22 protein-coding genes are annotated in these 21,842 nt (G+C 46.2%); 1 reads left to right on the forward strand and 21 read right to left on the reverse strand.

The window, feature by feature from the left end; all coding sequences use genetic code 11:
• Positions 1–60: 60 nt before the first annotated feature.
• The 17 genes from WH37_RS17100 to WH37_RS17175 all read right to left on the reverse strand — a co-directional run bounded on the left by WH37_RS17100 (position 61) and on the right by WH37_RS17175 (position 14,943).
• Complete coding sequence (locus WH37_RS17100) at positions 61–2,871, reverse strand: hypothetical protein (protein WP_046231808.1); 2,811 nt, start codon at positions 2,869–2,871, stop codon at positions 61–63.
• On the reverse strand, positions 2,871–3,767 hold the full coding sequence (locus WH37_RS17105) for a hypothetical protein (RefSeq protein WP_046231809.1): 897 nt from the start codon (positions 3,765–3,767) through the stop codon (positions 2,871–2,873). Before WH37_RS17105 ends, WH37_RS17100 begins: the two co-directional genes overlap by 1 nt.
• 4 nt (positions 3,768–3,771) lie before the next feature.
• Complete coding sequence (locus WH37_RS17110) at positions 3,772–5,187, reverse strand: hypothetical protein (RefSeq protein WP_052737036.1); 1,416 nt, start codon at positions 5,185–5,187, stop codon at positions 3,772–3,774.
• Positions 5,181–5,750, reverse strand: coding sequence for a phage adaptor protein (locus WH37_RS17115; protein WP_046231810.1), 570 nt, complete (start codon positions 5,748–5,750; stop codon positions 5,181–5,183). Before WH37_RS17115 ends, WH37_RS17110 begins: the two co-directional genes overlap by 7 nt.
• A complete protein-coding gene (locus tag WH37_RS17120) occupies positions 5,747–6,133 on the reverse strand; it encodes a hypothetical protein (RefSeq protein WP_046231811.1) in 387 nt (128 codons plus the stop codon). Before WH37_RS17120 ends, WH37_RS17115 begins: the two co-directional genes overlap by 4 nt.
• A 53-nt stretch (positions 6,134–6,186) precedes the next feature.
• Positions 6,187–7,371, reverse strand: coding sequence for a phage major capsid protein (locus WH37_RS17125; protein ID WP_046231812.1), 1,185 nt, complete (start codon positions 7,369–7,371; stop codon positions 6,187–6,189).
• A 15-nt stretch (positions 7,372–7,386) separates the two neighbouring features.
• Positions 7,387–8,070: a hypothetical protein gene (locus WH37_RS17130; RefSeq protein WP_046231813.1), complete on the reverse strand. Its 684-nt coding sequence runs from the start codon at positions 8,068–8,070 to the stop codon at positions 7,387–7,389.
• Between the two features lie 214 nt (positions 8,071–8,284).
• Entirely contained in the window at positions 8,285–8,407 is a 123-nt protein-coding gene (locus WH37_RS37095) for a hypothetical protein (protein ID WP_269431320.1), read from the reverse strand.
• Position 8,408: 1 nt separating this feature from the next.
• Positions 8,409–8,999 carry a hypothetical protein gene (locus tag WH37_RS17135; protein ID WP_046231814.1) on the reverse strand — a complete coding sequence of 197 codons (591 nt, stop codon included), beginning with the start codon at positions 8,997–8,999 and terminating at the stop codon, positions 8,409–8,411.
• On the reverse strand, positions 8,999–9,226 hold the full coding sequence (locus WH37_RS17140; protein ID WP_046231815.1) for a spike base protein, RCAP_Rcc01079 family: 228 nt from the start codon (positions 9,224–9,226) through the stop codon (positions 8,999–9,001). Before WH37_RS17140 ends, WH37_RS17135 begins: the two co-directional genes overlap by 1 nt.
• A gap of 37 nt (positions 9,227–9,263) precedes the next feature.
• Positions 9,264–11,309 carry a portal protein gene (locus tag WH37_RS17145; RefSeq protein ID WP_052737037.1) on the reverse strand — a complete coding sequence of 682 codons (2,046 nt, stop codon included), beginning with the start codon at positions 11,307–11,309 and terminating at the stop codon, positions 9,264–9,266.
• A gap of 13 nt (positions 11,310–11,322) precedes the next feature.
• The gene (locus WH37_RS17150; RefSeq protein ID WP_046231816.1) at positions 11,323–11,643 is read right to left on the reverse strand and encodes a hypothetical protein; all 321 of its coding nucleotides are present in this window, start codon (positions 11,641–11,643) and stop codon (positions 11,323–11,325) included.
• 15 nt (positions 11,644–11,658) lie between these two features.
• Positions 11,659–11,943 carry a hypothetical protein gene (locus WH37_RS17155; RefSeq protein WP_046231817.1) on the reverse strand — a complete coding sequence of 95 codons (285 nt, stop codon included), beginning with the start codon at positions 11,941–11,943 and terminating at the stop codon, positions 11,659–11,661.
• Positions 11,940–13,424 carry a phage terminase large subunit gene (gene terL, locus WH37_RS17160; RefSeq protein ID WP_052737038.1) on the reverse strand — a complete coding sequence of 495 codons (1,485 nt, stop codon included), beginning with the start codon at positions 13,422–13,424 and terminating at the stop codon, positions 11,940–11,942. Before terL ends, WH37_RS17155 begins: the two co-directional genes overlap by 4 nt.
• The gene (locus WH37_RS17165; protein ID WP_046231818.1) at positions 13,387–13,944 is read right to left on the reverse strand and encodes a terminase small subunit; all 558 of its coding nucleotides are present in this window, start codon (positions 13,942–13,944) and stop codon (positions 13,387–13,389) included. The genes terL and WH37_RS17165 overlap by 38 nt, the downstream gene beginning before the upstream one ends.
• A gap of 180 nt (positions 13,945–14,124) precedes the next feature.
• On the reverse strand, positions 14,125–14,553 hold the full coding sequence (locus WH37_RS17170) for a RinA family phage transcriptional regulator (protein WP_046231819.1): 429 nt from the start codon (positions 14,551–14,553) through the stop codon (positions 14,125–14,127).
• Positions 14,554–14,727: 174 nt separating this feature from the next.
• Entirely contained in the window at positions 14,728–14,943 is a 216-nt protein-coding gene (locus WH37_RS17175) for a helix-turn-helix transcriptional regulator (protein ID WP_231594264.1), read from the reverse strand.
• A 138-nt stretch (positions 14,944–15,081) separates the two neighbouring features.
• On the opposite strand from WH37_RS17175, the gene WH37_RS17180 reads away from it, so the two are divergent.
• Entirely contained in the window at positions 15,082–15,480 is a 399-nt protein-coding gene (locus WH37_RS17180) for a helix-turn-helix domain-containing protein (protein WP_052737039.1), read from the forward strand.
• Positions 15,481–15,610: 130 nt separating this feature from the next.
• Here WH37_RS17180 and WH37_RS17185 read toward each other — a convergent pair whose 3' ends face one another.
• The 4 genes from WH37_RS17185 to WH37_RS17200 form a co-directional block, all read right to left on the reverse strand.
• Positions 15,611–18,409 (reverse strand): glycoside hydrolase family 3 C-terminal domain-containing protein, encoded by a 2,799-nt coding sequence (locus WH37_RS17185; protein ID WP_046231821.1) that lies wholly within the window; start codon positions 18,407–18,409, stop codon positions 15,611–15,613.
• 226 nt (positions 18,410–18,635) lie between these two features.
• On the reverse strand, positions 18,636–19,508 hold the full coding sequence (locus WH37_RS17190) for a sugar phosphate isomerase/epimerase family protein (protein WP_046231822.1): 873 nt from the start codon (positions 19,506–19,508) through the stop codon (positions 18,636–18,638).
• Positions 19,509–19,525: 17 nt separating this feature from the next.
• Positions 19,526–20,401 carry a sugar phosphate isomerase/epimerase family protein gene (locus tag WH37_RS17195; protein ID WP_046231823.1) on the reverse strand — a complete coding sequence of 292 codons (876 nt, stop codon included), beginning with the start codon at positions 20,399–20,401 and terminating at the stop codon, positions 19,526–19,528.
• A 107-nt stretch (positions 20,402–20,508) separates the two neighbouring features.
• On the reverse strand, positions 20,509–21,840 hold the full coding sequence (locus WH37_RS17200) for a glycoside hydrolase family 125 protein (RefSeq protein WP_046231824.1): 1,332 nt from the start codon (positions 21,838–21,840) through the stop codon (positions 20,509–20,511).
• Positions 21,841–21,842: the final 2 nt, after the last annotated feature.

The raw sequence follows: 21,842 nt of genomic DNA on the forward strand, positions 1-21,842 counted from the left end.
TAAACGGCTTAACGGCTCCTCTTTGCTTCAATGAATACTGCTCTAAGAACTATTGCTAAATCAACTATCTCTAATCGCCTTCACTCCTGAACGGGTGTAGACCCGTATTGGACTTGCCTTCGCATCACTTGTAGCCAACAGCTCAAATGCGCCAACGCGTGTTGGAGTTGTTATCCGCATGGAGGAGCTGCCTGATTCCAGAATACTTGGATGATAGATGGGCAGTCTATGCACACGAGAGGCTCCCTTCACATTCAAAAACTCTAACGTGTGGTTTAAAAGCAAGGACAATGCGCTTAATATTTCCCCGCCCCAATAGGTATACCAAATATCATTACTAGGATCGACAGACCATGTCCCCCCTACTTGGCTGGTCGGTGTATTGGGATCAACATAAAACCTGTCCAAGTATCTTAAGCTTCTTGTAATAATAGTAATAATGACAGAATCATCCCCGCCAGCCAGATGGGCATACAGCGCTGTACGCAGCAATAGACCCGCCATATGTGTCTCATCATAGTTTCCATAAGGAGCTCCATTTGAAGGAAAGTCGGTTAAAATTTTATTCTGACTGCTGGTCCAGTACCTATTAATCATATGGAGAAAATCCAGTGTCAAGGTTGCGGCCACTTGATTATCGGGGTCCAAATACCATGTCCTAGCTACCGTGTCAGCCGTCCGATATTGGAAGCCTGCCCAGGTTGTATTGGGGTCTGGACCGTCCCATGTAAACGTATTTTTAGCTCCATAATCCTTCGAATCCCATCTGTCCCATAAATAAACAGGAGCAAAACCTCCTCTTACTCCTGTAGCCGCATAATAAGCATCTGCCGCATCTGATAAAAAGCCCAAGACGACGTTTACCCCCGTTGACTCATTAAGCTTCTCCCAAATGTACGGAGCCTGGTAACCGGAATACGGCATTCCTCTCCAATTCATAATTTGATTGTTTTCTGTTCCAAAACCGAAAGGTGCCACCCATGGCGTATAGTTCAGAACCGGAAGAGGATACGGTCTTACGTATTCAATCGTCAATTTATGGGCTGCTGGTTCATTATCATTAATGCAAAAGGTAGATATATTGGTTTGAAGCGGCATCTTCTGCAGCACTCCGATATATACAATCTCGCACCAGGCCTGAATATTCAATCCATTCAGCGCGTAATTCCGCACACGCCCACCGGCCGGCCCTGTCACACCTGATATATCCACCTCCTGGTAATCTGCCAGCACAAAATCACTCCAGGAGAGAGCCACCGTACCAAAGGATGATCGATCTGGCAGATTGGCCACCCAACCTACGCCATTGGCATCTGTTACGACCATACCCATTCCATTTCCACGATATTGCATCGGTAAAATCGTACTAGGCATCCCTTCGGCAAAGGTTAGAAAATACTGGGCCCAGCCGGTGTAGGTATATACAATCTCTTTAGGAATCGGTGTTCCATCTTCATCCGTTTCCGAGTAGTCTATGATGGTACCTTTCTCTTCACCCCGAAAAAACTGAAATCGCCGCGCAGTCGCTCCCAATGAAGTAGAAACATCCATATAGCTCACTGTGCTATGCGAACTTTTTACGATAAAGCCACTCTGGCTATCCGGTCTATAATATGCACTCCATCTAACCTGACTAGCATTATAAAAATCTGCATATCGCAGCGATATGGTTTGAAGGTTATTCCCGCCAATAAGCTGCAATCGAGCCTCCCAATATTGGTCATAATGCTCTATATTAGGTATGATAACGGCTTTAGCCGTTAAGGGAATATCCGAAGCTAAGCGCACGTCTATATACTTGTTAGCACTATCCCACTTTTCCTGTATATTCCCTTTGCCAATTTCTACAGATTTATAGTTGCTGTCTGCTTTCACCTCTAGCACAATATGTCCACTTGGCTTTCGATAAGATCTTGTTTTATTGGCTCGCATGTCATAAATATAAGTGCCTGCCGAGTTAAGAGCATCGGTACTGCTCGTATCCAAGGTCAAATAATCATTATTCACAGTAATTTGATGTGACATATAGATCATATTTTTAGTTGCTTCTCTTGCCTTGTACCATTTTGTGTTTCCTGTAAAGCGGTATAACAGTTCATAACAGTCATAAGACCAAAAGAGGGAATCAACCGCTGCGCCTTTTTCGCCATCTTTATATTTACGCCAAATCGGATAAGCGTCAAAAACTTCATTTTTATGGATAATTGGCCCGGTAAGTGTTGATAATGCCACATATAAATCGCCTGTAAAATTTGAACGAAGTCGAATTAAAGTGCCAGAGGATACAGGCTCAAAATAATAGACATCATATTTCGTGCCGATAATATCTGCTGTTGGACTATCCCAGCTCAACCGGCTGTCTAATGAACGGGCAGAAAATACTCGGTTTACATCTTTAGAGGTATAGCCTACACCGCCATTGAAATGAATAACATCGTCCAATACAAACTCCTCTGAGGTTGCTTGACTCTGCTTAGCATTAACGAGCCAGTAAGGGACCCATAATTGGTTGGTTACATTGGGCTCAGGAAGAGACATGCCGCTGTAATAAACCCAATCCAGTGAAGAGGCAAGATGAAGAGCCTTATCCAGCCACTCTCGTTCATGTGTCGTTCCATACATATCCAAATAACCCCGCAAAGCTAAAAATTGTCCTTCCGAGGTTCCTGCATAGGCTGGAAAATAACCGCCACGCCCTACTTCATTATGAAAATGTGCTACTGTAACTCCCTCTGAGTTCGTAATATTAGGCAAAGCATCCCTTGTATACTTCGTTAAAAATTGACTGTAGCCTTTTATCCATTTTCCGATCTTGGGAATGGAGAAGGCGATGGATTGAGAAGTAAATAATCTGCTTTTATCAACCGCCATTACAAGTCACTCCTAAACCACATCTGACCGACAGCGGGACTAGTCGGATCAGATGTGCGCACGTCTATGCCAAACCCTACACCACTCTCTCCCACCTTTAGCTCAACCAATTCTCCATTTGACTCACGGTAATATTGAATAGCAATACCGTCTGTCAGCTTTCGAATGAAACTCTTCCCTCTATTGCCGTTGCCATTTCCTGATCCCAACTGAAACTCTGGCAAATATTGCCCATCCTTCAGTTGAAAGCTAATCGCGGATTTCACCAGTTCATTATAAACGTACTGCATGACCCCCCAGCTTGTTGGCTGAGCGGTAACAGCAGTTTTCGCTGAATTGGTCCAATATAATAAGTTACCATAGCGGTCTCTAGCCTGCTCTATCGAACTCCCCGACCGGCTGGCAGTTACCCACTCGGCCGTCTGCCCTCTTATACGAATATAATTAACATCCGAAGTATCGCTGTTTAAATACTTTTGCACCTTGTCACTTGTTTCCAGCTGATCCACCGTAAGCTCAGCGATATACCCCTTATCCGCAGCTAATACATTCGTTATCGTTACATTAGATACAACAAAATCAATTTCGGCCTCTACTGCCGCAAGAAGCTCCGTTATTTTTATTTTATCTACTGTGATAGAGCCAGCCGCAATATTGTCTGAGGTGATGGTTCCCGCTGCAATTTGATCTGAAGTAATCGTTCCTGCTGCAATCTCATTAGCTGTTATAGAACCAGCCTCAATATTGTCGGCTTTAATCCCTCTTGCACGGATATTTTCAAAATCTAAATTGCCGTTCACTAGATACTTCACGGTTTTTTGCAGCTTAGCGAGCTGCTCGAAGGAATCCTCTATCGTGCCAACCTCTGCTGCAACATGTATGCTTTGTGTGGGCATTCCATCATCTCCTTGTAGGCAGCTGCCGAAGCTGTCTTGTAATTTCGTGAATCGTCACTCTTCCCGTTGCTACAATTTTAAGCCTTACACTATTAGCAGCGGCAATACTGTTAATAGGGACTAAAATCTCCTTATATCTAATGCCTGTGTCGGTTGATATGATAGGCAGTGGTATCCAGCTGTTTCCTGTTGGTTGGCCGCTAATGAATATTTGAAGTGTACTTCCGGCTGCTAAAGTAGCGACAACCCAAAGCCTAAACCAGTGCTGCTTCCGCGCCAGACTGTCTGCTGTGAATGGTTTTGTCACCGCCGTCGCTGTAATAGCTCCTCCTGCATCTGTATCTGTTCCTAGACGCAATATTCTTCCTGTTGCATCGCCAACATACATATAATCGCCAACGCGAAGCATCTGCATTGCAGAAATGCCGTCCCATGTGTACCATGCTTGATGAATAGGATCAAGCTGAAGGATACAGTTGATTTGAGAGGAGGTGTCTAAAGGCAGACCAAAGTACAGGCTCGCCCCATCGTTGCCAGCAACACTTTTATGAATATTTGCTTTATTGGCATTGTTTATGATGGTCTGTACAGGTACAGAGTAATCCTTGCGAGGACGAATCCCTCCGCTGTACCGATAGATGCCATCCCGCGATATGAAAGGGAGTGTCTCATCATAAGCAATAATTGACTTATTGCTTACGGCTCCAATATCAGAAGCTACCTTGTCCATGCTGTAGCTTTGCGGCCCCTTGCCGTATAGCTCATGCATACTGGAGGGCTTAAAGACGGTCAAGTGTCCATTGCCTGCATTCAGCCCATTAATCGTCTCGCCATCTGGCGTATCAACCGCAATTTCACCCGCATCATCTACGGTTGTCCAGTCGTCGGCTTCATTAAGAGCTGAGAAGCGAACAGAATTGCCTATTGCACAATATAGCCGATTGGAGTGAGTCGTAATAAAATTGCCCCCTGATGGAGCATTTGCAAGATTTTGAACAGTTGACCCGTCATATCTTTTTATAGCATCAATGCCATTCGACCCAATTAAATTAATACCTGACAAGTTGCCTTTAAAGTTGCAGAAGGTCCATTCTGCTGCCGTATTAAGCCCTGATGCAAGAATAGTCCATACTACTGTATCCCACTTGCGCCAAGTCCCATCCGAAAATACGGCATGCAGCTCCTTCCCTTTCCAAGCCCCCATACCCAGCACTGAGCCAGAACCATATGCCCCAATTACCGTATATCCCTTACGAGTTGTAATAGCTGGATACTTGTTGGCGCTAAAATTAGTAAGCTCAGTGAAAACGTCATCTGGCAAGTTAAAGCCCTCATCATCCGGCTTGAATATCCCGTTAAACGCTCTCACAGGTATCGGGTCGGAAACACCCCGTATGCCTTGCCACATGCGATCTACCACAATGTCGTCTCCTTTACTCTCCTAATTCCCATAGTCTTAATATCCCTCTGTGCATCCTGCAGAAGGGAAATAAATTCAGCGCGAAAGTTATTGAGCATATCCACATCTTTCTGCAGTCCGGCAATCCATGCTGCCGCATCATAAATGTAAAGCCCATGGTAATCTTCAGGAAGCCCTGGCGTATCAGCCAGGCGACCTGCACTTAGTGCAGGAGGACGCTGTCTATACAACAGCACGACCTCTGATTGAATAGGATTCGGCTCTAAATAAAGCTTGCCCCCAATCATTTTTGCATAAAAGTTTGGTGGCCCTTGCAAATTAGGAGATATTTTTGTATAGCTCATGCCCCCAACCGTAACCAACTGAATACGATCTTCGGGACAATCTGCGGGTAGTACATATCCATTAGTTGCAGCTGTTACAAAAATATGTTCTTTATTCGGCAAAGGAAATGATCGAAAAAGCCGTCGAGAGAGTTCATTGAACCTGCCGACTATTTCAGCATCGGTAAGGTCATTGAATATCTCTAGCCGGACACGTTCGATTAACTCTCCTACGTTCATGTACTTGCACCGCCAATCGATACGGAATATTTATCGCCGTTATACATATCCTTGGCAAAATCCTTTGCCAACTGTTCCTTGCGCTGTTCCAAATGATGCTCCCGCATTTCATCAGCCTTCTCGATCACAGCTGCAGCGCTGAAACCGTTAGCTGTATGAATTTTACGAATGTGGGTGACAACGCGGCTCGACAGCTCTGGAAAACCAGTCTGTGGCAGCTTCATAACCGCAAGCTCTGTCCAGCCATCCATGATTAAATGCTCTCCTGTATGAGGATTCCACATTAAATATAGATGCTCATCATAGGCTTGCAATTGTGGCTCAACGTCATATAAATCATTAATCATCACTCTGGTAAAACCGTCTTTATAGTGTCTATTCATTGATCCTCCTATAAAAAAGGAGCCCGAAGGCCCCTTTCATTCTGATTCTTAAATTAATAGCCGTTCGGTTCGTTGAGATCTCCCAATTCACCAAATGAACGACGATTATGGCAAACCATCGTCTCGTAGCAAAATGCCGTTGCCTCGTAAGCAGCTTTGTTAGGGACCCTGCTAAACATACTGCCGTCTTCATCCATAAAGGCCAGCTGCGATGTATAGTACAAGCCAAGATCATCCCAGTTTCCAGCCCAAATACGTTTAGCCGGCATGTAGCGATCAACAATAAGCGGCATACCATCAAATTCAATCGCTTTATAGCCGCCTTCCAGCTCCATCGGATTAACAAAACGCTTCATAGAGGTAAGAGATGCCTCATAAGCTGCACGAACGCCATGGGAGCAAGCAAGCCATTCCACTTTTTTGCCGCTAACAATATCCAGCCGATCAAGCAGTGAACGAATAAGCGTATCGGATACCGCTCTGCCTGTACCGCCATTCGCCATTACAGTGGACTGCCACCATGTATATGTGGCTGGATCAAGCGTTTGCAGTGCTTTAGTCTTGCTGATGATACCCGCCAGTCCCATCGGCTCCAAATTAAATGCGCCGGTAGATACCGCGATTTGTCCAGCCGTCGTCGCAACTGCCGCGCCGCTGATTGTAATGGTTTTTGCATCGTAATCAACCGAGGTGATCGTACGCCCCGTTGCAGCTGCAGTATTCGGCAAGGTATAAATATCAATAACCTGGCCAACAAAAAACAAACGAACATCATCCACGTTAAGTGTCGTTGATGCCGACTGAGCTGGAAATGCTGCCAATTTACCGCTTCCGTCACCCAGGGAAACACGACGCATGTAGTTTTGAAGGTCTGTTGTTAAACCTTTAACCTCGCTTGTCAACGCACGAATATATGATGTTTCGTCCCGTTTGGAGGCTTGAATGGTAGCGTTGGATACTTGAAGCCGGCCATGAACGTAAGCAACGTTACCAGAAGAACCTTTGTAGCCTTGCTGCCCCGCATTGGGTAGATCACCCATCTCAGTACCGGCCCCGACTCCGCTATTGCGGCCAAAATGATGGGCGATATAAAAGTTTTTACCATCACCATCAATTTTCTCAGCCTTATCCTTCAGTTTTTTAATAAAGTAGTTGGAACCGTTATTGACCTGCTCCTGCACCTCAGGCAAATAATCAATTTTTAGAGCCTCTTCAATAGTGGACAATGTTGCTGGCATATATATTTCCTCCTCTTATTCAGCATTCCGAGATGCTTTGATTCGCTCAATCGCTCGAGCCTCTGCCCCTTTGAATCCTCCACCTATTTTGGTGTTGGATTGAGCGGCTGCACCTGGTGCGCTATCTGTTTTCACTCCACGTTTGGAGTTTAAATAATCTTTAATGGCATCCTCTTTAGCTGAGGAAAGTTTAGACTCTAAAGCATCTGCTTTCATAGCCTTGAAAGCAAATTCCGGCTTTGCAATTTCATTCTCGTGCATATACTTCCAAAGCTCCTCATGGTGAATGGAATTTCCATCAATTTTTTTGTCGGCACAAAATTCCTTCAGCATGTTTTCGAAAGCCAGAACAGCTTGCTTTTGACTCTGTTCCGCCTCCATTTCATCCGCTCGTGCAGCCTTTGCCTCAAGCTCCTCGATACGTCGCTTCACTTGCGGAGAAACATTCTCCTCTTCTGCGCGATCCTGCAGTTCAATCAGCTCGATTTGTTCCTTAAGAGTCATGATATCGTTTATGCCGCTAGCGCGCTGGAGATACTCGGTAGCCTGCCGATACATGTCATGATCCTTGTATTCATTGCGAATTTGCTCAATTTCATTCTCCTTTTCCAGCCGCCATTTCTCTTGAGCGGCTGCAAGCCTTTTAGCGAAAGCAATATCCTCCTTGCCCTGCCCTTCGGTACCCTTTTGAATATCCACTTAACCTGCCTCCTCCTTCTTAATACTCCCCGGCGTCAGGAGCTAATTTAACGCCCGATTTCTCTGTTTTGATCTTCAATTTTGATCTTCAATAACTGAAGATTTAATTGGAAAACAGTTTTGACATGTTCAACCCTCATGTTATGCGGCGGCCATAACGTATTAACGCCCGGAGATATAATGAACGGGCTACAAGACTGTCACTTGTAGCCCGTTACAGGGTTTCGATCACAAATTCATTTTCCCGTTCCTCAACTAACTGCCAATCCCCATTGTAGTCAGGACGGTATGGGTCATCATCAGTACCAGTACCAATCTTACTTACGGTAATAATCATGTTATAAAACCTCCACTTTAAAGTTATCCAGACGACAAACCAAACCCGCAGATTCCAATCCAACAAGGGTTGGCGTCTGAAAAGTTGTGTCTGTAACAGTCACCTTGAGCTCGTTATTGTAATAGCCTTGAAACTGGCTTCCATTCACTATAATTTTCATAGTATCTCCATCCGTAGGCGTAACGGAAAATGAAGAAAGTGACGTTGTTGTTCCCGATAAGCGGCGCTGCATAAAAACAGTGGTCGAGCTCAGCACAAACCTATACCAGTTAGAGGAGTCAGTAAATCTGAAAACCAGACCCGATCGATTGACACGTACCGAGAGGGAAATTTCCGCCTTATAATCCGTTAAGCCTACATCAACGGTAGCGTAATTTTCCGTTCCTGCAGGCGTATACGCACGTTGAGATTGAATCCCCCATGTGCCTGTGTGGCTTATCCACGGCTGTCCCGTATCTGTTAGACCTAAAACAGAACTATTATCATCACGGTCAAAGCTGTCTGCTGCAATAAGCTTGCTGGATCTGCCCCCCGCCAAGCTATTCGAGCCGTTAAGGTTAATATTGAGTCCCAGACCCACCCAGACCCCCATTAGTAAAACCCTCTTATTCCAGCTGCTGTCGTAGATGTTGCTAGAACCTTTACCACAGAAATAGGATACATGCCTGTTGGCATGGCGGGAATAATCGCTGTAGTACCGTCGAACATCTGCACATTCAGATCGCCTCCAGTTCCTACATAAATAGCACGGGTAGCCTCAAAAAGATTGCTGTCACTAGGTGCAATGACCTTAATGCCTACCGCTGGTCCATCATGCATTGGGATATCCCCCTTTTACTTTTGATATTATTTACCTCTATAATCTCTGTGCAATCTGCTGCTGTTTAGCTTCAGCCAAAGCTTGCTTTTCCAATAAAGGTGCATTCAGCCGGCTTACGTGCTCCTCATAATGCTGATCTACAAGCGAACGCAGCTCTGTCGGCATTTCACGGTAACGGCCTGATTTACGAAACGTATTATGGACGTAAAGGTGCACCTCGTCGTCATCGCTATCCCATAAGTTCGGTACATCTGGGGGCTTCGGAGGCATATATGGCGCCCACTGCTCTTGCGGTATACCCGCTTGTTGAAGCTGCTGCTGAATAATCTGCGTCTGCTCATTGTACATATTAAGCATCCGCATAAACTCAGCATTATTCTGCAAATCTTCAAAAGCTTTATTTTCAAGCTTTGCGTTATTGCTGTCGAGCGCCTCTTGCTCAAATAATGCAGTAGAATCCCCCATCCCCATAAGACGCAATAACTTGGCCGTATCAGGTGTCCCATCCTTCTTGATAATGGCCCCTGCTCCCCACATTGTCATCACACGCTCCTGCTGCGCCGCCTTCATTTCTGGCAAGCTGGAGCCTTGAACAATGTTAATGTCCTCAAATCCCGTTAAATCAGAGCCGCTAAAGCTGATCAACTCAATTTCATTATCCTCACCTAGCAGCCTGGACTGGCGTTCCTCCGTATAATGGGCCTTAAGCAACCTCAAAATACGCTGCATGACCTTTTTCATTCCTTGCTCATAGTTTTGGGAGGCCACAGCCAGCTTTTCATTCTCCTGCTCTACCATAAGCTCTAAGCCGCCAAGAGTATCCAGTCCAGCAGGTAATCTCCCTTGTGATACCTCGCGCGCTCCACTCATATCATCCAAATCAATAGCATTTTGGAGAAGCTCTTGACTATAGAACGAGGGGATATCCGGGGCGTGTATCCGTTCCGGCTTAGCATTATTGATAGGGTTGTAAGAAATAATACCGGCAATTTCATTAGTTAACTCTTCTTCATCTACTCCACTACCCAACGGGTTAAGCCACATCGAGTTGCCTAGTCTCCGGGCATGTGTGGCAACCATTGAGCGCAAAACATTAATTTCCCGTTGTGGAGCCAGCATATCCGTTACAATGGCATCGTATTGAATAGACCCAGGGATAGGTATATATCCAAACAGCTGGTACGGCAGCTCTCCAGAGTTTTCACTATAGTCAAGCTCCTGACCATTACAAACCGTAATTTTCGCCCCTGCAGGATATCTCTTGCAGGGCTTATACCAAAGCTCATAAACGACAGCCTGATTTTGCAGCCCCCTATTGCTATGAGCGCCTGCCCCATCTGTCGACATTTTAGCTATGTCATATCGATTGAGATAATCTATATTTGCATCAGGGCTGACTTGTACGCCGTACTCTTCATAAATTTCATCTACATCGCGGGCCTTTCGTTCGATAATCCAACGTATTTCTTCTTCTGTAGTAGCCGCTGGGTCTGCGAATATCGTTAAAGGGTCACATACTCGTGCGCGAATAGCACCTTCATTTACAGACTTACCTCCACCTTTTACCCATTCCTCGTAACCTAGCTCGTCTTCGTTGGGTGTAAGGTCAATCCCTACCTCACTATCGAACCAGGTTTTGACCCAGCAGCGCTTTTGAATCAACATATAGAGGAACATATCCTTCGTTTTCCTACTTAAATCAAGCTCCTGCCACAGCACATGCATATATTTGTCTGCAGCCTTTGCAGCATCAATGTCGGTCTGATCCTTGCTTCCAGGGATCACATCAAATTTGAGTTTGTTTTTTATATGCTTGGCAAGCAAAGTCATAATTCTTGGCCTGATTTTATTTCGAGTAACTCTCGTCTCTCCAGCCTGCTGGGACATAGCCTGCACACGACGCTCGCCACTATTCCAGCCTATCCACTGATTGCCAAGGTAATAATTAATGTTGACCAGCTGTTGGCGAATATCCGTCCAGTTTTCAGCACTTCTAAATAATAGATCAACACGATCAGGAGTGAGCCGTTTCGACTCTTGTCCTACTACGTTAGCCTCCGTATTGTTGCTTTGTTTAGACACGGCTCATGCCCTCCTAATTTTGTGTTTTAGCTGCTAGCGCCGCTTCTCGCAGACGCTGGTCGCCCCATTGCGGTACATAGTGTACATGGTTAGCCTTCAGCCATTCTATAAGTTCCGGTCGTTCCATATTCTGAAAAAAAGCATCATTGCTTCCAGCTTTATCTCCTGTCGGCCTAATGGTAATGACGTGATGAGGAACGATAACCTCTTCAATTTTAACCTCGATAAAGCCAAAGGTCGGGTCCACCTCCGCGCGACGCTCATAAGCATCTCTAGCATTTACGGCTGCCCCATAACGCTCATCAAACCCACATGTATATTTAAATAAATTCATGCCTTCCTATCCTCCTCAAAGTGGCTCAAGCGGTGTTGGTTCCGTCATTCCCAGCTTTGCCTTTATTAATTTGACTTCCGCATGCTTGAATTCGCTAAAGGATGGTGCCTGAATACGATCAAGCAGCTGCTGACGCTCCAGCACCCATGCTTCTCGTTCATTAGCCCAACGCTCAGACAAATCAGCGTTTGCTCGCTCGTACACATTTCCCAATCTTTCCGTATGCAGAAGCAGCAATATTAATAACCCTATCTGTAGCATTGCGCTAATTAGAACGACTATCAGCAGTTCCTTATTCATAGTGGCTGTATTCCCCTCTTTTTCTTTTTCCCTTGATTTGCAATGTTTCGTCTAATACGGGCTTCTATGCTATTATCACTATCATCTGCGGGCTTCAAGCTGCCGCCAAAATAAATAAAGCGATGGAGCGCTTGGCTCATCGCATCTACTTGGTCATCATGCTTTCCATTTGGAAAGCTGGCAGCTTCTTCAACAAAATCATTTATCCATGTTTTTCTGGGCAAATAAACATTCCCCGATTCAATGTAGGCTGATACAGCATTCACCCTTGAAATCTTCCCGCCTTCCGGATTAACGGCAACAATGCCGCCTATCTGCCCTTGCAGCGTCTGAATGATTGCCGAGCCATTGGCTTTATCCTCAACCAGCTTAACTGCCGCATCAGGATATTTCATACAAATATTGCGTATGCTTTGTATCGTAGCGGGAAAATTGAGCTTCGCTCTAATTTGATCGACCAAATACATGTTGGCCTGATTTTTCCCCCAGACCTGTATAACCACATAATCACTATCGGCCTCATCCTTAAAGGCCGCATCCACAGAAATAAGGAGCGATGCAAAAGGCGGGGGATTCTCGTAATATCTCCACCACTCACGCCTGAGAAAACTCCCCTCAGCCGCACTTGGGCGCTGCTGATAAAGAGCGTTAAATACCCTTGATCCAACATCCATTTTGATCTGCTCCATACGATGCTTATCGAAACCAAACTCAGGCCATAAAGGTTGACCTTCCTCCCTGCCTAGATAATCCCCTTTTTCCGCCAAAGCTGGAAAATTAATGACGGTCCACCGTTCCCCACGATGACTCCCTTCTGCAAGCTCATCCGCCTCTTTTTTGAGAAGCCTGCCAACGAGATCATCTTCATGCCAGCGAGTCATGACGACAATAATACGCCCATCTGGTGTTAAACGAGTGTAAAGGGTTGACGTATACCAATCCCAGATCTTCTCACGTATGGTTTCACTGTCCGCTTCCTCCGCATTTTTTACTGGATCATCAATGATAGCGATTTTTGCGCCTTTGCCTGTAATTGCCCCGCCTACACCAGCGGCGGTTACACCGCCACGATAACCTTCAATTCCCCAAGATTCTGCAGATTTGTTAACGGGATCGACACTGGCTTCAAATACATTTTTATTAGCCATTAGCGTATCGCGGGCAATTCGCGAAAAACCTCGGCTCAAATCTATAGAATAGGAGGCCAAAATGATTTCATCTGCCGGGTTTCTTCCAAGATGCCAGGCTGGAAATTTTTTACTAACTCGTTCACTCTTTCCGTGTCGCGGCGGCATAGTAATAATTACTCTTTTTAGCTGACCTAATGATACCTTGACCAGCGTCTCATCCAGCACATCCAGATGTTTTCCATCCCCGTCATGAAATTTACTGTCATAGTCTACAAAGTAGCTAAAATCAACATATGCCCGGGCACATCGGATCTCATCCAGCGTCGGCAGCTTTTCCAATGATCTGTTCAAGTTCTGCCAGCTCCTTTGCACTGAGTTTCCTCAAGTCATGACTATGACTGTGAGTATGGACCAGCTGCCCCTTTAACTCGACTTTGTCTTTAAACATGCCGAGATGACGGCCGATCTTCTCAAGGGCACTTACCTTATCATGCAGCTTAAACTTCACACTGCCGCCGGAGCCCGTAATGGTCTGGCTGACCTCGGCTATACATGCTGCTTGATCAGACGTGAGCATTTCTGAATTAATAAGCGATACACCGTTATTTCCCCATGTTGTAAACATTCGCATGTCACTAAATCCGATCTTAGCTAACTCATGCAAAACTCTATCCTGTGTAATTTCTGTACGCTGCTCTCGTTCTTTCATTCGTTTTTGAAGCTTTTCTTGGATATTAGCATTAGCTAGTAGTCTGGATCCCTGATCCCCTGCTGTCTTCGTGCTATAACCAGCACGTCGGGCTGCAGCAGCAGCATTTAAATCAATGAGATATTCATCTATAAAGCGGGCTTGTCTAGCTGTAAGAGACACTACATATCACCTCACTCCTTGTTCATTTTTGCCAAAATAGAATATAGAATAATAAAAAGCCACTCGGTTAGGAGTGACCCGTGATAATGAATATAGGACTTGCATCAGCCCCTTTATTTTATTACCACACTAGCATAATAACACGGTTTATTAAGCCAAAAGTGCCATCATAGTGCCAACTCATCTCCAACCCAGTGTTTCTGCGACAGCATTTACGATTTCATCTCTCCAACGCAGCGCTTGCCTTCGGCTGACATGCAAATGATCAGCCGTTCCATCCCAAGTTAAAGGCTGTGATCTCGTCCAGTAACGAAGCTTAATAAGCTCTCTCTTTTCTATAGGCAGCCTTTCGACTACCGTTTCAATAGCATCAACAATGTTTTGCAGCTGTTCTAGTTTCTTATGACTGGTTAAAAGCAGCACCGCACGGCCTGTTGGATCATCAGGCAAATTACTTCTGCCTCCGCCAATATTCTCATCCTCTCTATATTTTCCATGTAAAATTTCATTCCTCAGTCGAACAATTTCCTTTTGGGTATCCTGATAAGCATAAAACTCACTTTCCACATGCTGAAAAGTCCCCTTTTTAAGTTTAAGTTCTTTAATCATTGATCGTTCCTCCTATTTTCTCAACGGTTGTTCTCGACTTCATGCGCCTCTACTGTAACGGTAATCAAAAAGTCAATTTAATTGACGTGAAAATTAAAAAAATAAGGTTTATTAAAAAAACAATTTGCGTCAATTAAATTGACTGTGTATAATGAAGGAAATATTGCTGCTGGTTTACTTGCCAGCAAACTCAATATCTTGATCTGCCAAATCGGGAAATAACATTTCCGCATTTGTTCCAAAATATTTAACTAATTTAAATAGCAGCTTGGCGTCGGGATTAGCTCTTCCATTCTCAATATGCCGAATATGACTCTCAGTAACTCCCACTGCGAATGCAACTTCGCGCTGTGTTTTTTTAAAGCTTTTACGATAGTTGCTAAATACCATTCTTTTCACAGTATTACTCTTATTTTGCATCTCTTCACCCCACTTCAATTACGTTTATTTAATTGACATTAAGTTATACTAACACGTCAATTAAAATGGCGCAATATATTTTAAAATCATTTTTTGGAGTTGGTTCATTTGGATGACATTCAAAAAAAAGAAATGGGTATGCGTATTAAAGCTCTCCGGGAAAAAAGAGGAATCTCACAAGAAGAGCTAGCGGAGATACTTGGAATGAAACGAACTAATATTTCGAATTATGAGGCTGGGCGAGCCGTACCTCCCGGTAACATTATTAGAGATTTAGCCACAGAGCTTCGCAGTACAGCTGATCATATACTTGGCATAGAATCTGACCATATACCTAGTTGGGCAAGCTCTAAGGATATTTTAGATTTTAAGAAAATGCTTGAAGAGGAACATGAAATTATGTTCGATGGTGTGTCTATGAATGCAGCGGATAAAAAGCGGGTTAATGATATTTTGACAGGCCTTTTCTGGGAGGCCAAGGAAATGAATAGAAAAGAGAAGAAATAGTTTTATAGATGAAATAAAAAACTTGCTAATCTCCTCTATTTAGAAAGAGATTAGCAAGTTCATGTAAGCCGACTTTATTCACATGTATATTTGAACCTCTATACGCAATCAGCCTAGCTCCAGATCCACCCTAAACCTGTTTAAATTCAATCCAATCAATTTGCAACCCCGGCTTGATGAATTCCAGCTTCAATTCATAGAAGCCTGCTTCCAGCTCGATTTTCACAAGCTTCTGTCTGATCCATTTGCCTTCGGTTCCATTCGTTTGGATCGTCGTCATCAGTTGATCATTCAGCGTCACATTACATGCGCTTTGAGCAAGCTCCGGCTCTGGAGACATAATGCTGACAATAATCCGGTATTGGCCGGCTTGATCCACCTTCATAAAGCTCGATCCCGTCGCGGCAGGCTTCACCTGTGCATTTTGGGTTAGTATTTGCACTTGCTCTGATGAAGCAGCCGCCCCAAGCGAAGCATTCGCCTTAAACGCTTCAACCGTCTCTACGATTTCGTGTTTTCTCGAAAATACCGGCGCGTTCATAATGAACGTGCAGATATTCATAGCAGAGCGCTGCAATTCGCCGCGGGTCAAAGTGCCATTTTCAAGCGATTCAATCGTATTGTCATCCCAGCCATTGATTTCCGCACCGTAGTTCGGCACCACCATATACAGATCATTCTGCGCACGAACCATCCAGTTCGTTAATTTGCGATCCGCTGAGCCGCCATTGACGACATCGTTCATAATCGCCCACCAATCCGTCATCACGATACCTTTAAAGCCCCATTCGCCGCGAAGAAGCGTCGTATTCAGGTCATAGTTGGAAGCGGCCCAATGTCCGTTAATCGGATTGTAGGAGGTCATAATCGAATTCGCGCCGCCCTGCTTCACGGCGATTTCAAAGCCTTTCAGATAAATCTCCCGAAGGGCACGTTCGGAGACGACCGCATCTACCTTGCTGCGATGCTTTTCCTGATTGTTGCAGGCAAAATGCTTCAGCGTGGCGTTAGAGCCGCCCTTCATAATTCCTTTCGTACATGCTGCTGCGAACACCCCGGAAATCAACGGATCCTCCGAAAAATATTCAAAGTTCCGCCCATTAAGCGGACTGCGGCGAATATTTAGGCCGGGCCCCAGCAGCGTATCGATGTTGTTTCTTAATAGCTCCTGACCTTCCATCACATACAGCTCTTCAACCAGCTCCGTATTCCACGTTGCCGCGAGCAAGGTGCCGATTGCGACCTGAGTCGCCTTCTGACCGCTATCCATCCGAATGCCGGAAGGACCGTCTGCTGTACAAGCAACGGGAATGCCATAGTTGAACAGCTGGTCGCTGACTCCGCCGAAAGCCGAAGCCGTCCCCGATGTAACGAGCGGGCTGCTCATGCCTTCGCCCCTGACGATTGCCGCCAAATCCTGATCGCTAAGCTGCGCGATGAACGTTTCCATACCGACTTTACCCTCAAAAACATCTCTTAACGTATGTCCCTGATTGCCCGTCTGCGCTAACGTTGCAGGAAGATTGGTCTCGATCCGTTCGGCCATAGAAATCTTCCGCTGCGGCACCTCTACGGAGCTAAGCTCATAAGAGCCGTCTTGCTTGCGAGCGCCCGGCTTCATTCTCGTAAAGCTTTCTGTCGGCGCCATCGCTTCTTGCAGCTGCTCTACGACTTGAAGAGTCTCCACGACGTAGCCGTTTTGACCCTCGACAGCTAATTCTGCCACCTTTTTCACACTCGTACCTACATAAAAACGGTAAGTGCCCGCTTCCAGCACATAAGCGGAAGAATGTCCCGTCACACCAGCGTCATCATAGGAAGCCATAGCAGAAACAGGGAAGCTCACCGTAAGGCGCTGCGATTCGCCTGGCTGAAGCGATTTAGTTTTCCCGAATGTGACCAGCGCTTTAGCAGGTTGGCCCAGCTTGCCTTGCGGCGCTTCGTAGTAAACCTGCACCACTTCTTTGCCCGCGAAGGTGGATCCCGTATTCGTTACGTTGACGTCGACTTCAACGTATTGCTCTCCTGCTTTAGTGACCAGCTTGGCCTCCTCAGACTTGATGTCGAACGAGGTATACGAGATGCCATAACCAAACTCAAACTGAACCTTATCCGGGCAAAACGTCTCAAAATAACGATATCCCACATAGATATCTTCCTCATAAACGTTTTTAAATTCATTGCCGTAATTCCGGGTCGATGGATAATCATTGATGGAATAAGCGATCGTATCCGTCAATTTGCCGCTTGGCGTCACATCTCCAGCCAGCACGTCGGCAATTGCATTGCCGCCTTCCATGCCGCCCTGCCAGGAGTAAATGACACTCGCAATGGGATGCACGTAGCTTTCATCGTTCAGCCAGCTCATGTCTATAATGTTAGATACATTGAGCACAACAACGGTTTGTTCAAAATAAGCCGTCACCTGCTTCAGCATCGCTTTTTCTTCCACCGTCAATTGGTAGCTTCCGGACTCATCAGCATTATCCTGGTCTTCTCCCGCTGTACGTCCAATCACCACGATCGCCTTGTTCGATTGGGCTCTTGCCTCCGACACCAGCTCACCCGTTAAAGGCATTTCCTTCTGATGCCATGGCTCAGCCGCCCAGCCGCCTCCGCCGTTATCGAATGGATTTTCCTCAATCCATTTCTCATAGACAGCGGCCAGTGATTCATTGACAGCAACGTTCTTTTTGCCACGAAGCCCACCCAGCAGATTTGTTGTATAAGTAACATGAACGCTGCCGCCCGAACCGGTACCGCTGCGATAATAGTTAACCTGGGTTCTGCCAAAAATAGCAACGTTGTCGCCATCCTTAAACGGAAGCACCTGTCCTTCATTTTTCAATAATACGGCGCCTTCTGCGGCTACCGTCCGGCTGAATTCTGCAAAACCCTCTAATGGTACACCAATATTTTGTGTGCTCAATTGATTTCCTCCTATTTCTCTCAAACCTCTATATCCACTCTCTTACTATACAAGCATCCCTTCTATAAAAGCAAAATCTCTCAATTATTAAAACAAGCATCCCAACGCAAAAAAAATCCCGCTATCAATTAGCAGGATTAATTCGCTCAACACGTATCTATTTAGTCTAACGTCGGCCCTTTACAGGTCCCTATAGTCTGTTTGCCTGCCAGCTATCACCTCTGGCTTACGCCTCATCCCAAAATCGGCGCAGATTGTCCATCGCGATTTTAGAAGCTGCTTTGCATTCCTCCATGCCTTCGAACTCTACCGTAATGTTGCCGTCATAGCCGGAAGCTTTAATAAGCTTGACGATTTTACGGATCGGTATATCCCCATGCCCTACGATGGCCCCGCGCAGAAAATTGCCATGCGCTGTCGTAAACCATACGCCATCACCGGGATGCTCGTCATAGGGACGGAAATAAAAATCCTTAAAGTGAACCAGAGACGCATAAGGCAAATTTTTCATTACCCCAATAATCGGGTTCTCATCTACACACATAAAGTTGCCAATATCGAGCGTCGTCTTGAAGTTGGGGCGGTCTACCGCATGGAGGACGCGCTGTACTCGGTCGCTCGCCTGAACGCTAAAGCCGTGATTTTCGATTGTAGTCGTAATCCCAAACTGTGCGGCGTAATCGGCGATGATTCGGCTCCCTTTGACGATTAGAGGCAAGCTTTCCTCAAACCAGGCAATGGACATGTTTTCCTTGGGCAGCGTAAAAGCCGTTACATCGTGGCGCATATGGGTGATGCCCATCCGGTGCACGACATCGACATGTCTTTTAACCCGTTCCATTTCTGCGGCGAAAGCTTCCTCTGTATCCTGGACAAAGTTTGCAGGCATCGAGTAGTTGGACAATAGGATGCCTGCCGAGCTCGCCTTTTCGCGAATGGCGTCTGCCAGCTCATGATTATCCTCTACCGTATAGCCATAAGGAACCAGCTCCATATGCTCTCCGCCGTTCTCGGCAATCCAATCGACAGCGTCCAGAACCGTCATCGCTCCGGATTTCAAATCGTTTAACAAGCTATACGTGCTGAGGCCCACCTTCATTTTTCAAGCTCCCCTCCTTATCTGTATTTCCTGATAAAATCAACCGCTTTACGAATGTCCAACTCCGGCTGCGTTCCTACCTCACGCTCAATCGTTAAGTAACCCGTATACCCAATATCCTGCAGCGCCTGAAAATAGCGATTAAAATCGACTCCGCCCTCACCGAGCGGAACTTCGCGGAAAAACAAGCCGGAAGAAACCATCTCCGCGATTTTCTCATGATCCATAGGCGCATATCCGACCGCTCCATATACATCTCTCGGATCAACCTCTTTAAGACGAATGCCATCCTTCACATGGGTATGGACAATATAATCCTTCAATAAATGAACGCCTTGAACCGGATCATCGCCCGTCACCATAACCATGTTCGCCGGGTCAAAATTAACCGATACGCCGTTCGTCGACAAGGTATCGAGAAACGCTTTTAAGTCCGCTGCCGTTTCGGGGCCGGTCTCAATGGCGAAGTAGGCTCCGACGCTTTTGGCATATTGGCCTAACTCCTCGCAAGCGGAGTGCATCGTATGAAACGCAGCGGAGGACGTATCGTGTGGAGCGATGCCAATATGCGTCGTTACAATCGTCGTACCGAGGTCCAGCGCCAGATCGACGATACGCTTCGATTTTTCCACTTTCCAGCGATTGTCCTCCTCAACCCCGAAGCCATGACCGCCTAAATCGCCGACTAGCGCAGAAATTTCCAAACCAAGTGATTCTATGTAGCTTCTTAATTCCTTGCGGGCCGCAGGCGATAAATTTTCCGGGTCCATTTCTCCCTTAACCGCATAAATCTGTACGCCCTCCGCCCCGACTTCCTTGGCTTTCGCCAGTCCCTCTCGTACCCCTAGCCCGAAGCTGTCTACGATTACACCTATTTTATTCGTTAGTTTCATCGATTAATTGGCCTCCTGTTGAACCGGATATTTGATTCCCCTTAACGAGCACATGAGCTGTAGTGTCCCAAGGATTTAGGCAACTAACAGCATCAGCCAGCGTACCCCTATGATTTCTGCTCCAAAATCCCCATTGCCATTGCCTTGTAAACAAGCTGCGAGAACAGGCTGTTCGACCATGCGAACCATGGACGAGTGAATTGGTGAGGATCGTCCGCATGAAAGCCTTCATGCATAAAGCCCGTATCGGCATCCGTCGCTTCCAGCACCTTAATGATTTCCAGCATTTCCTCATCGCTTGCGGCGGTCAGCCCCTGCATAGATAAAGCCATAGGCCAAATATATCCCGGCGGCGTATGAGGACTTCCAATCCCTTTAGCCGCTTTTCCTTCATAATAATAAGGATTTTCTCGGCTCAGGATGAAGCGCCGCGTGTTTTGGTAAATAGGATCATGAACATCGGTATAGCCAATGTAAGGAATGGAGAGCAAGCTTGGCGTACCCGCATCATCCAATAGGCAGTAATTCCCGAAACCATCCGTTTCATAAGCGTAAATTTTTCCGTAAACTGGGTGATTATACATCCCGTAGAGCTGAATGCCATGGCGAATATCTTCCTCCAAATTCGCCATTTCCCGCACAAACGCTTCGTCGCGGAACACCCATTTCGCCATCTCCTGCATTTGGGCGAGCGAGACAGCGGCGAACATGTTCGCCGGGATATTATAATGCAGCTCGCAGGCGTCGTCGCTTGGGCGGAAGCCCGACCACACCATGCCCGTATAGTTGACCGGCATCCCGCGTCCATCATTGCGCAGCGTGTCGATGGCCGGGCAGTTGGAGCGTTTGAACCGGTATGCAGATTGCTCGGCATGGCGCTGCTCCGTCTTCCAAACGTTCACAATAGAGCGCATCGCCTGTTTGAACTGCTCGTCAAAAATATCAGTGAGCCCTGTTTCCTTCCAATATATATAGGACAGGCGTATCGAAAAGCATAGCGAATCCAGCTCGAATTTGCGCTCCCACACCCAAGGGGACATTTCCGTATCGTCATTAGCATCCCAATGCCAATGATTCGCCGTTTCATTAAAAGCATTCGCGTATGGATCAATCGCAATGTACATCATATGACGCTTAATAAGTCCAGAAATGAGCCGCTGCAATGCCGCGTCCTCTTTGGCAAAAGGCACGTAGTGGATGAGCTGCTCCACCGAATCCCGCAGCCACATCGCGGGAATGTCGCCCGTAATGACGAAGGTCGTACCGTCATCCATCAGCTTCGTCGTCGTTTCCAGCGTATTGGGGAAACAATTGCGAAATTGCTGCTGGAGCTTCGGGCGGTGGGCTAGCTTGACCTCCGCTTCCTCCAGCACCTTTGTTATCGCTTCAGGCAGCACCAACTGCGGCAGCTTTACCTTCGGCAGCTTAAATCGTTCCATAA

Source organism: Paenibacillus algorifonticola (assembly GCF_000971975.1).
Lineage (GTDB): Bacteria > Bacillota > Bacilli > Paenibacillales > Paenibacillaceae > Pristimantibacillus > Pristimantibacillus algorifonticola.

What these genes read in the sequence shown, in the direction of transcription:
- WH37_RS17170 (WP_046231819.1), bottom strand. Translation starts at nt 14,553, where the DNA reads ATGATTAAAGAACTTAAACTTAAAAAGGGGACTTTTCAGCATGTGGAA.
- WH37_RS37095 (WP_269431320.1), bottom strand. Translation starts at nt 8,407, where the DNA reads ATGATTATTACCGTAAGTAAGATTGGTACTGGTACTGATGATGACCCA.
- WH37_RS17190 (WP_046231822.1), bottom strand. Translation starts at nt 19,508, where the DNA reads ATGAAGGTGGGCCTCAGCACGTATAGCTTGTTAAACGATTTGAAATCC.
- WH37_RS17195 (WP_046231823.1), bottom strand. Translation starts at nt 20,401, where the DNA reads ATGAAACTAACGAATAAAATAGGTGTAATCGTAGACAGCTTCGGGCTA.
- WH37_RS17150 (WP_046231816.1), bottom strand. Translation starts at nt 11,643, where the DNA reads ATGAATTTATTTAAATATACATGTGGGTTTGATGAGCGTTATGGGGCA.
- WH37_RS17140 (WP_046231815.1), bottom strand. Translation starts at nt 9,226, where the DNA reads ATGCATGATGGACCAGCGGTAGGCATTAAGGTCATTGCACCTAGTGAC.
- WH37_RS17175 (WP_231594264.1), bottom strand. Translation starts at nt 14,943, where the DNA reads ATGGTATTTAGCAACTATCGTAAAAGCTTTAAAAAAACACAGCGCGAA.
- WH37_RS17115 (WP_046231810.1), bottom strand. Translation starts at nt 5,750, where the DNA reads ATGAACGTAGGAGAGTTAATCGAACGTGTCCGGCTAGAGATATTCAAT.
- WH37_RS17120 (WP_046231811.1), bottom strand. Translation starts at nt 6,133, where the DNA reads ATGAATAGACACTATAAAGACGGTTTTACCAGAGTGATGATTAATGAT.
- WH37_RS17135 (WP_046231814.1), bottom strand. Translation starts at nt 8,999, where the DNA reads ATGGGGGTCTGGGTGGGTCTGGGACTCAATATTAACCTTAACGGCTCG.
- WH37_RS17125 (WP_046231812.1), bottom strand. Translation starts at nt 7,371, where the DNA reads ATGCCAGCAACATTGTCCACTATTGAAGAGGCTCTAAAAATTGATTAT.
- WH37_RS17105 (WP_046231809.1), bottom strand. Translation starts at nt 3,767, where the DNA reads ATGCCCACACAAAGCATACATGTTGCAGCAGAGGTTGGCACGATAGAG.
- WH37_RS17200 (WP_046231824.1), bottom strand. Translation starts at nt 21,840, where the DNA reads ATGGAACGATTTAAGCTGCCGAAGGTAAAGCTGCCGCAGTTGGTGCTG.
- WH37_RS17155 (WP_046231817.1), bottom strand. Translation starts at nt 11,943, where the DNA reads ATGAATAAGGAACTGCTGATAGTCGTTCTAATTAGCGCAATGCTACAG.
- WH37_RS17100 (WP_046231808.1), bottom strand. Translation starts at nt 2,871, where the DNA reads ATGGCGGTTGATAAAAGCAGATTATTTACTTCTCAATCCATCGCCTTC.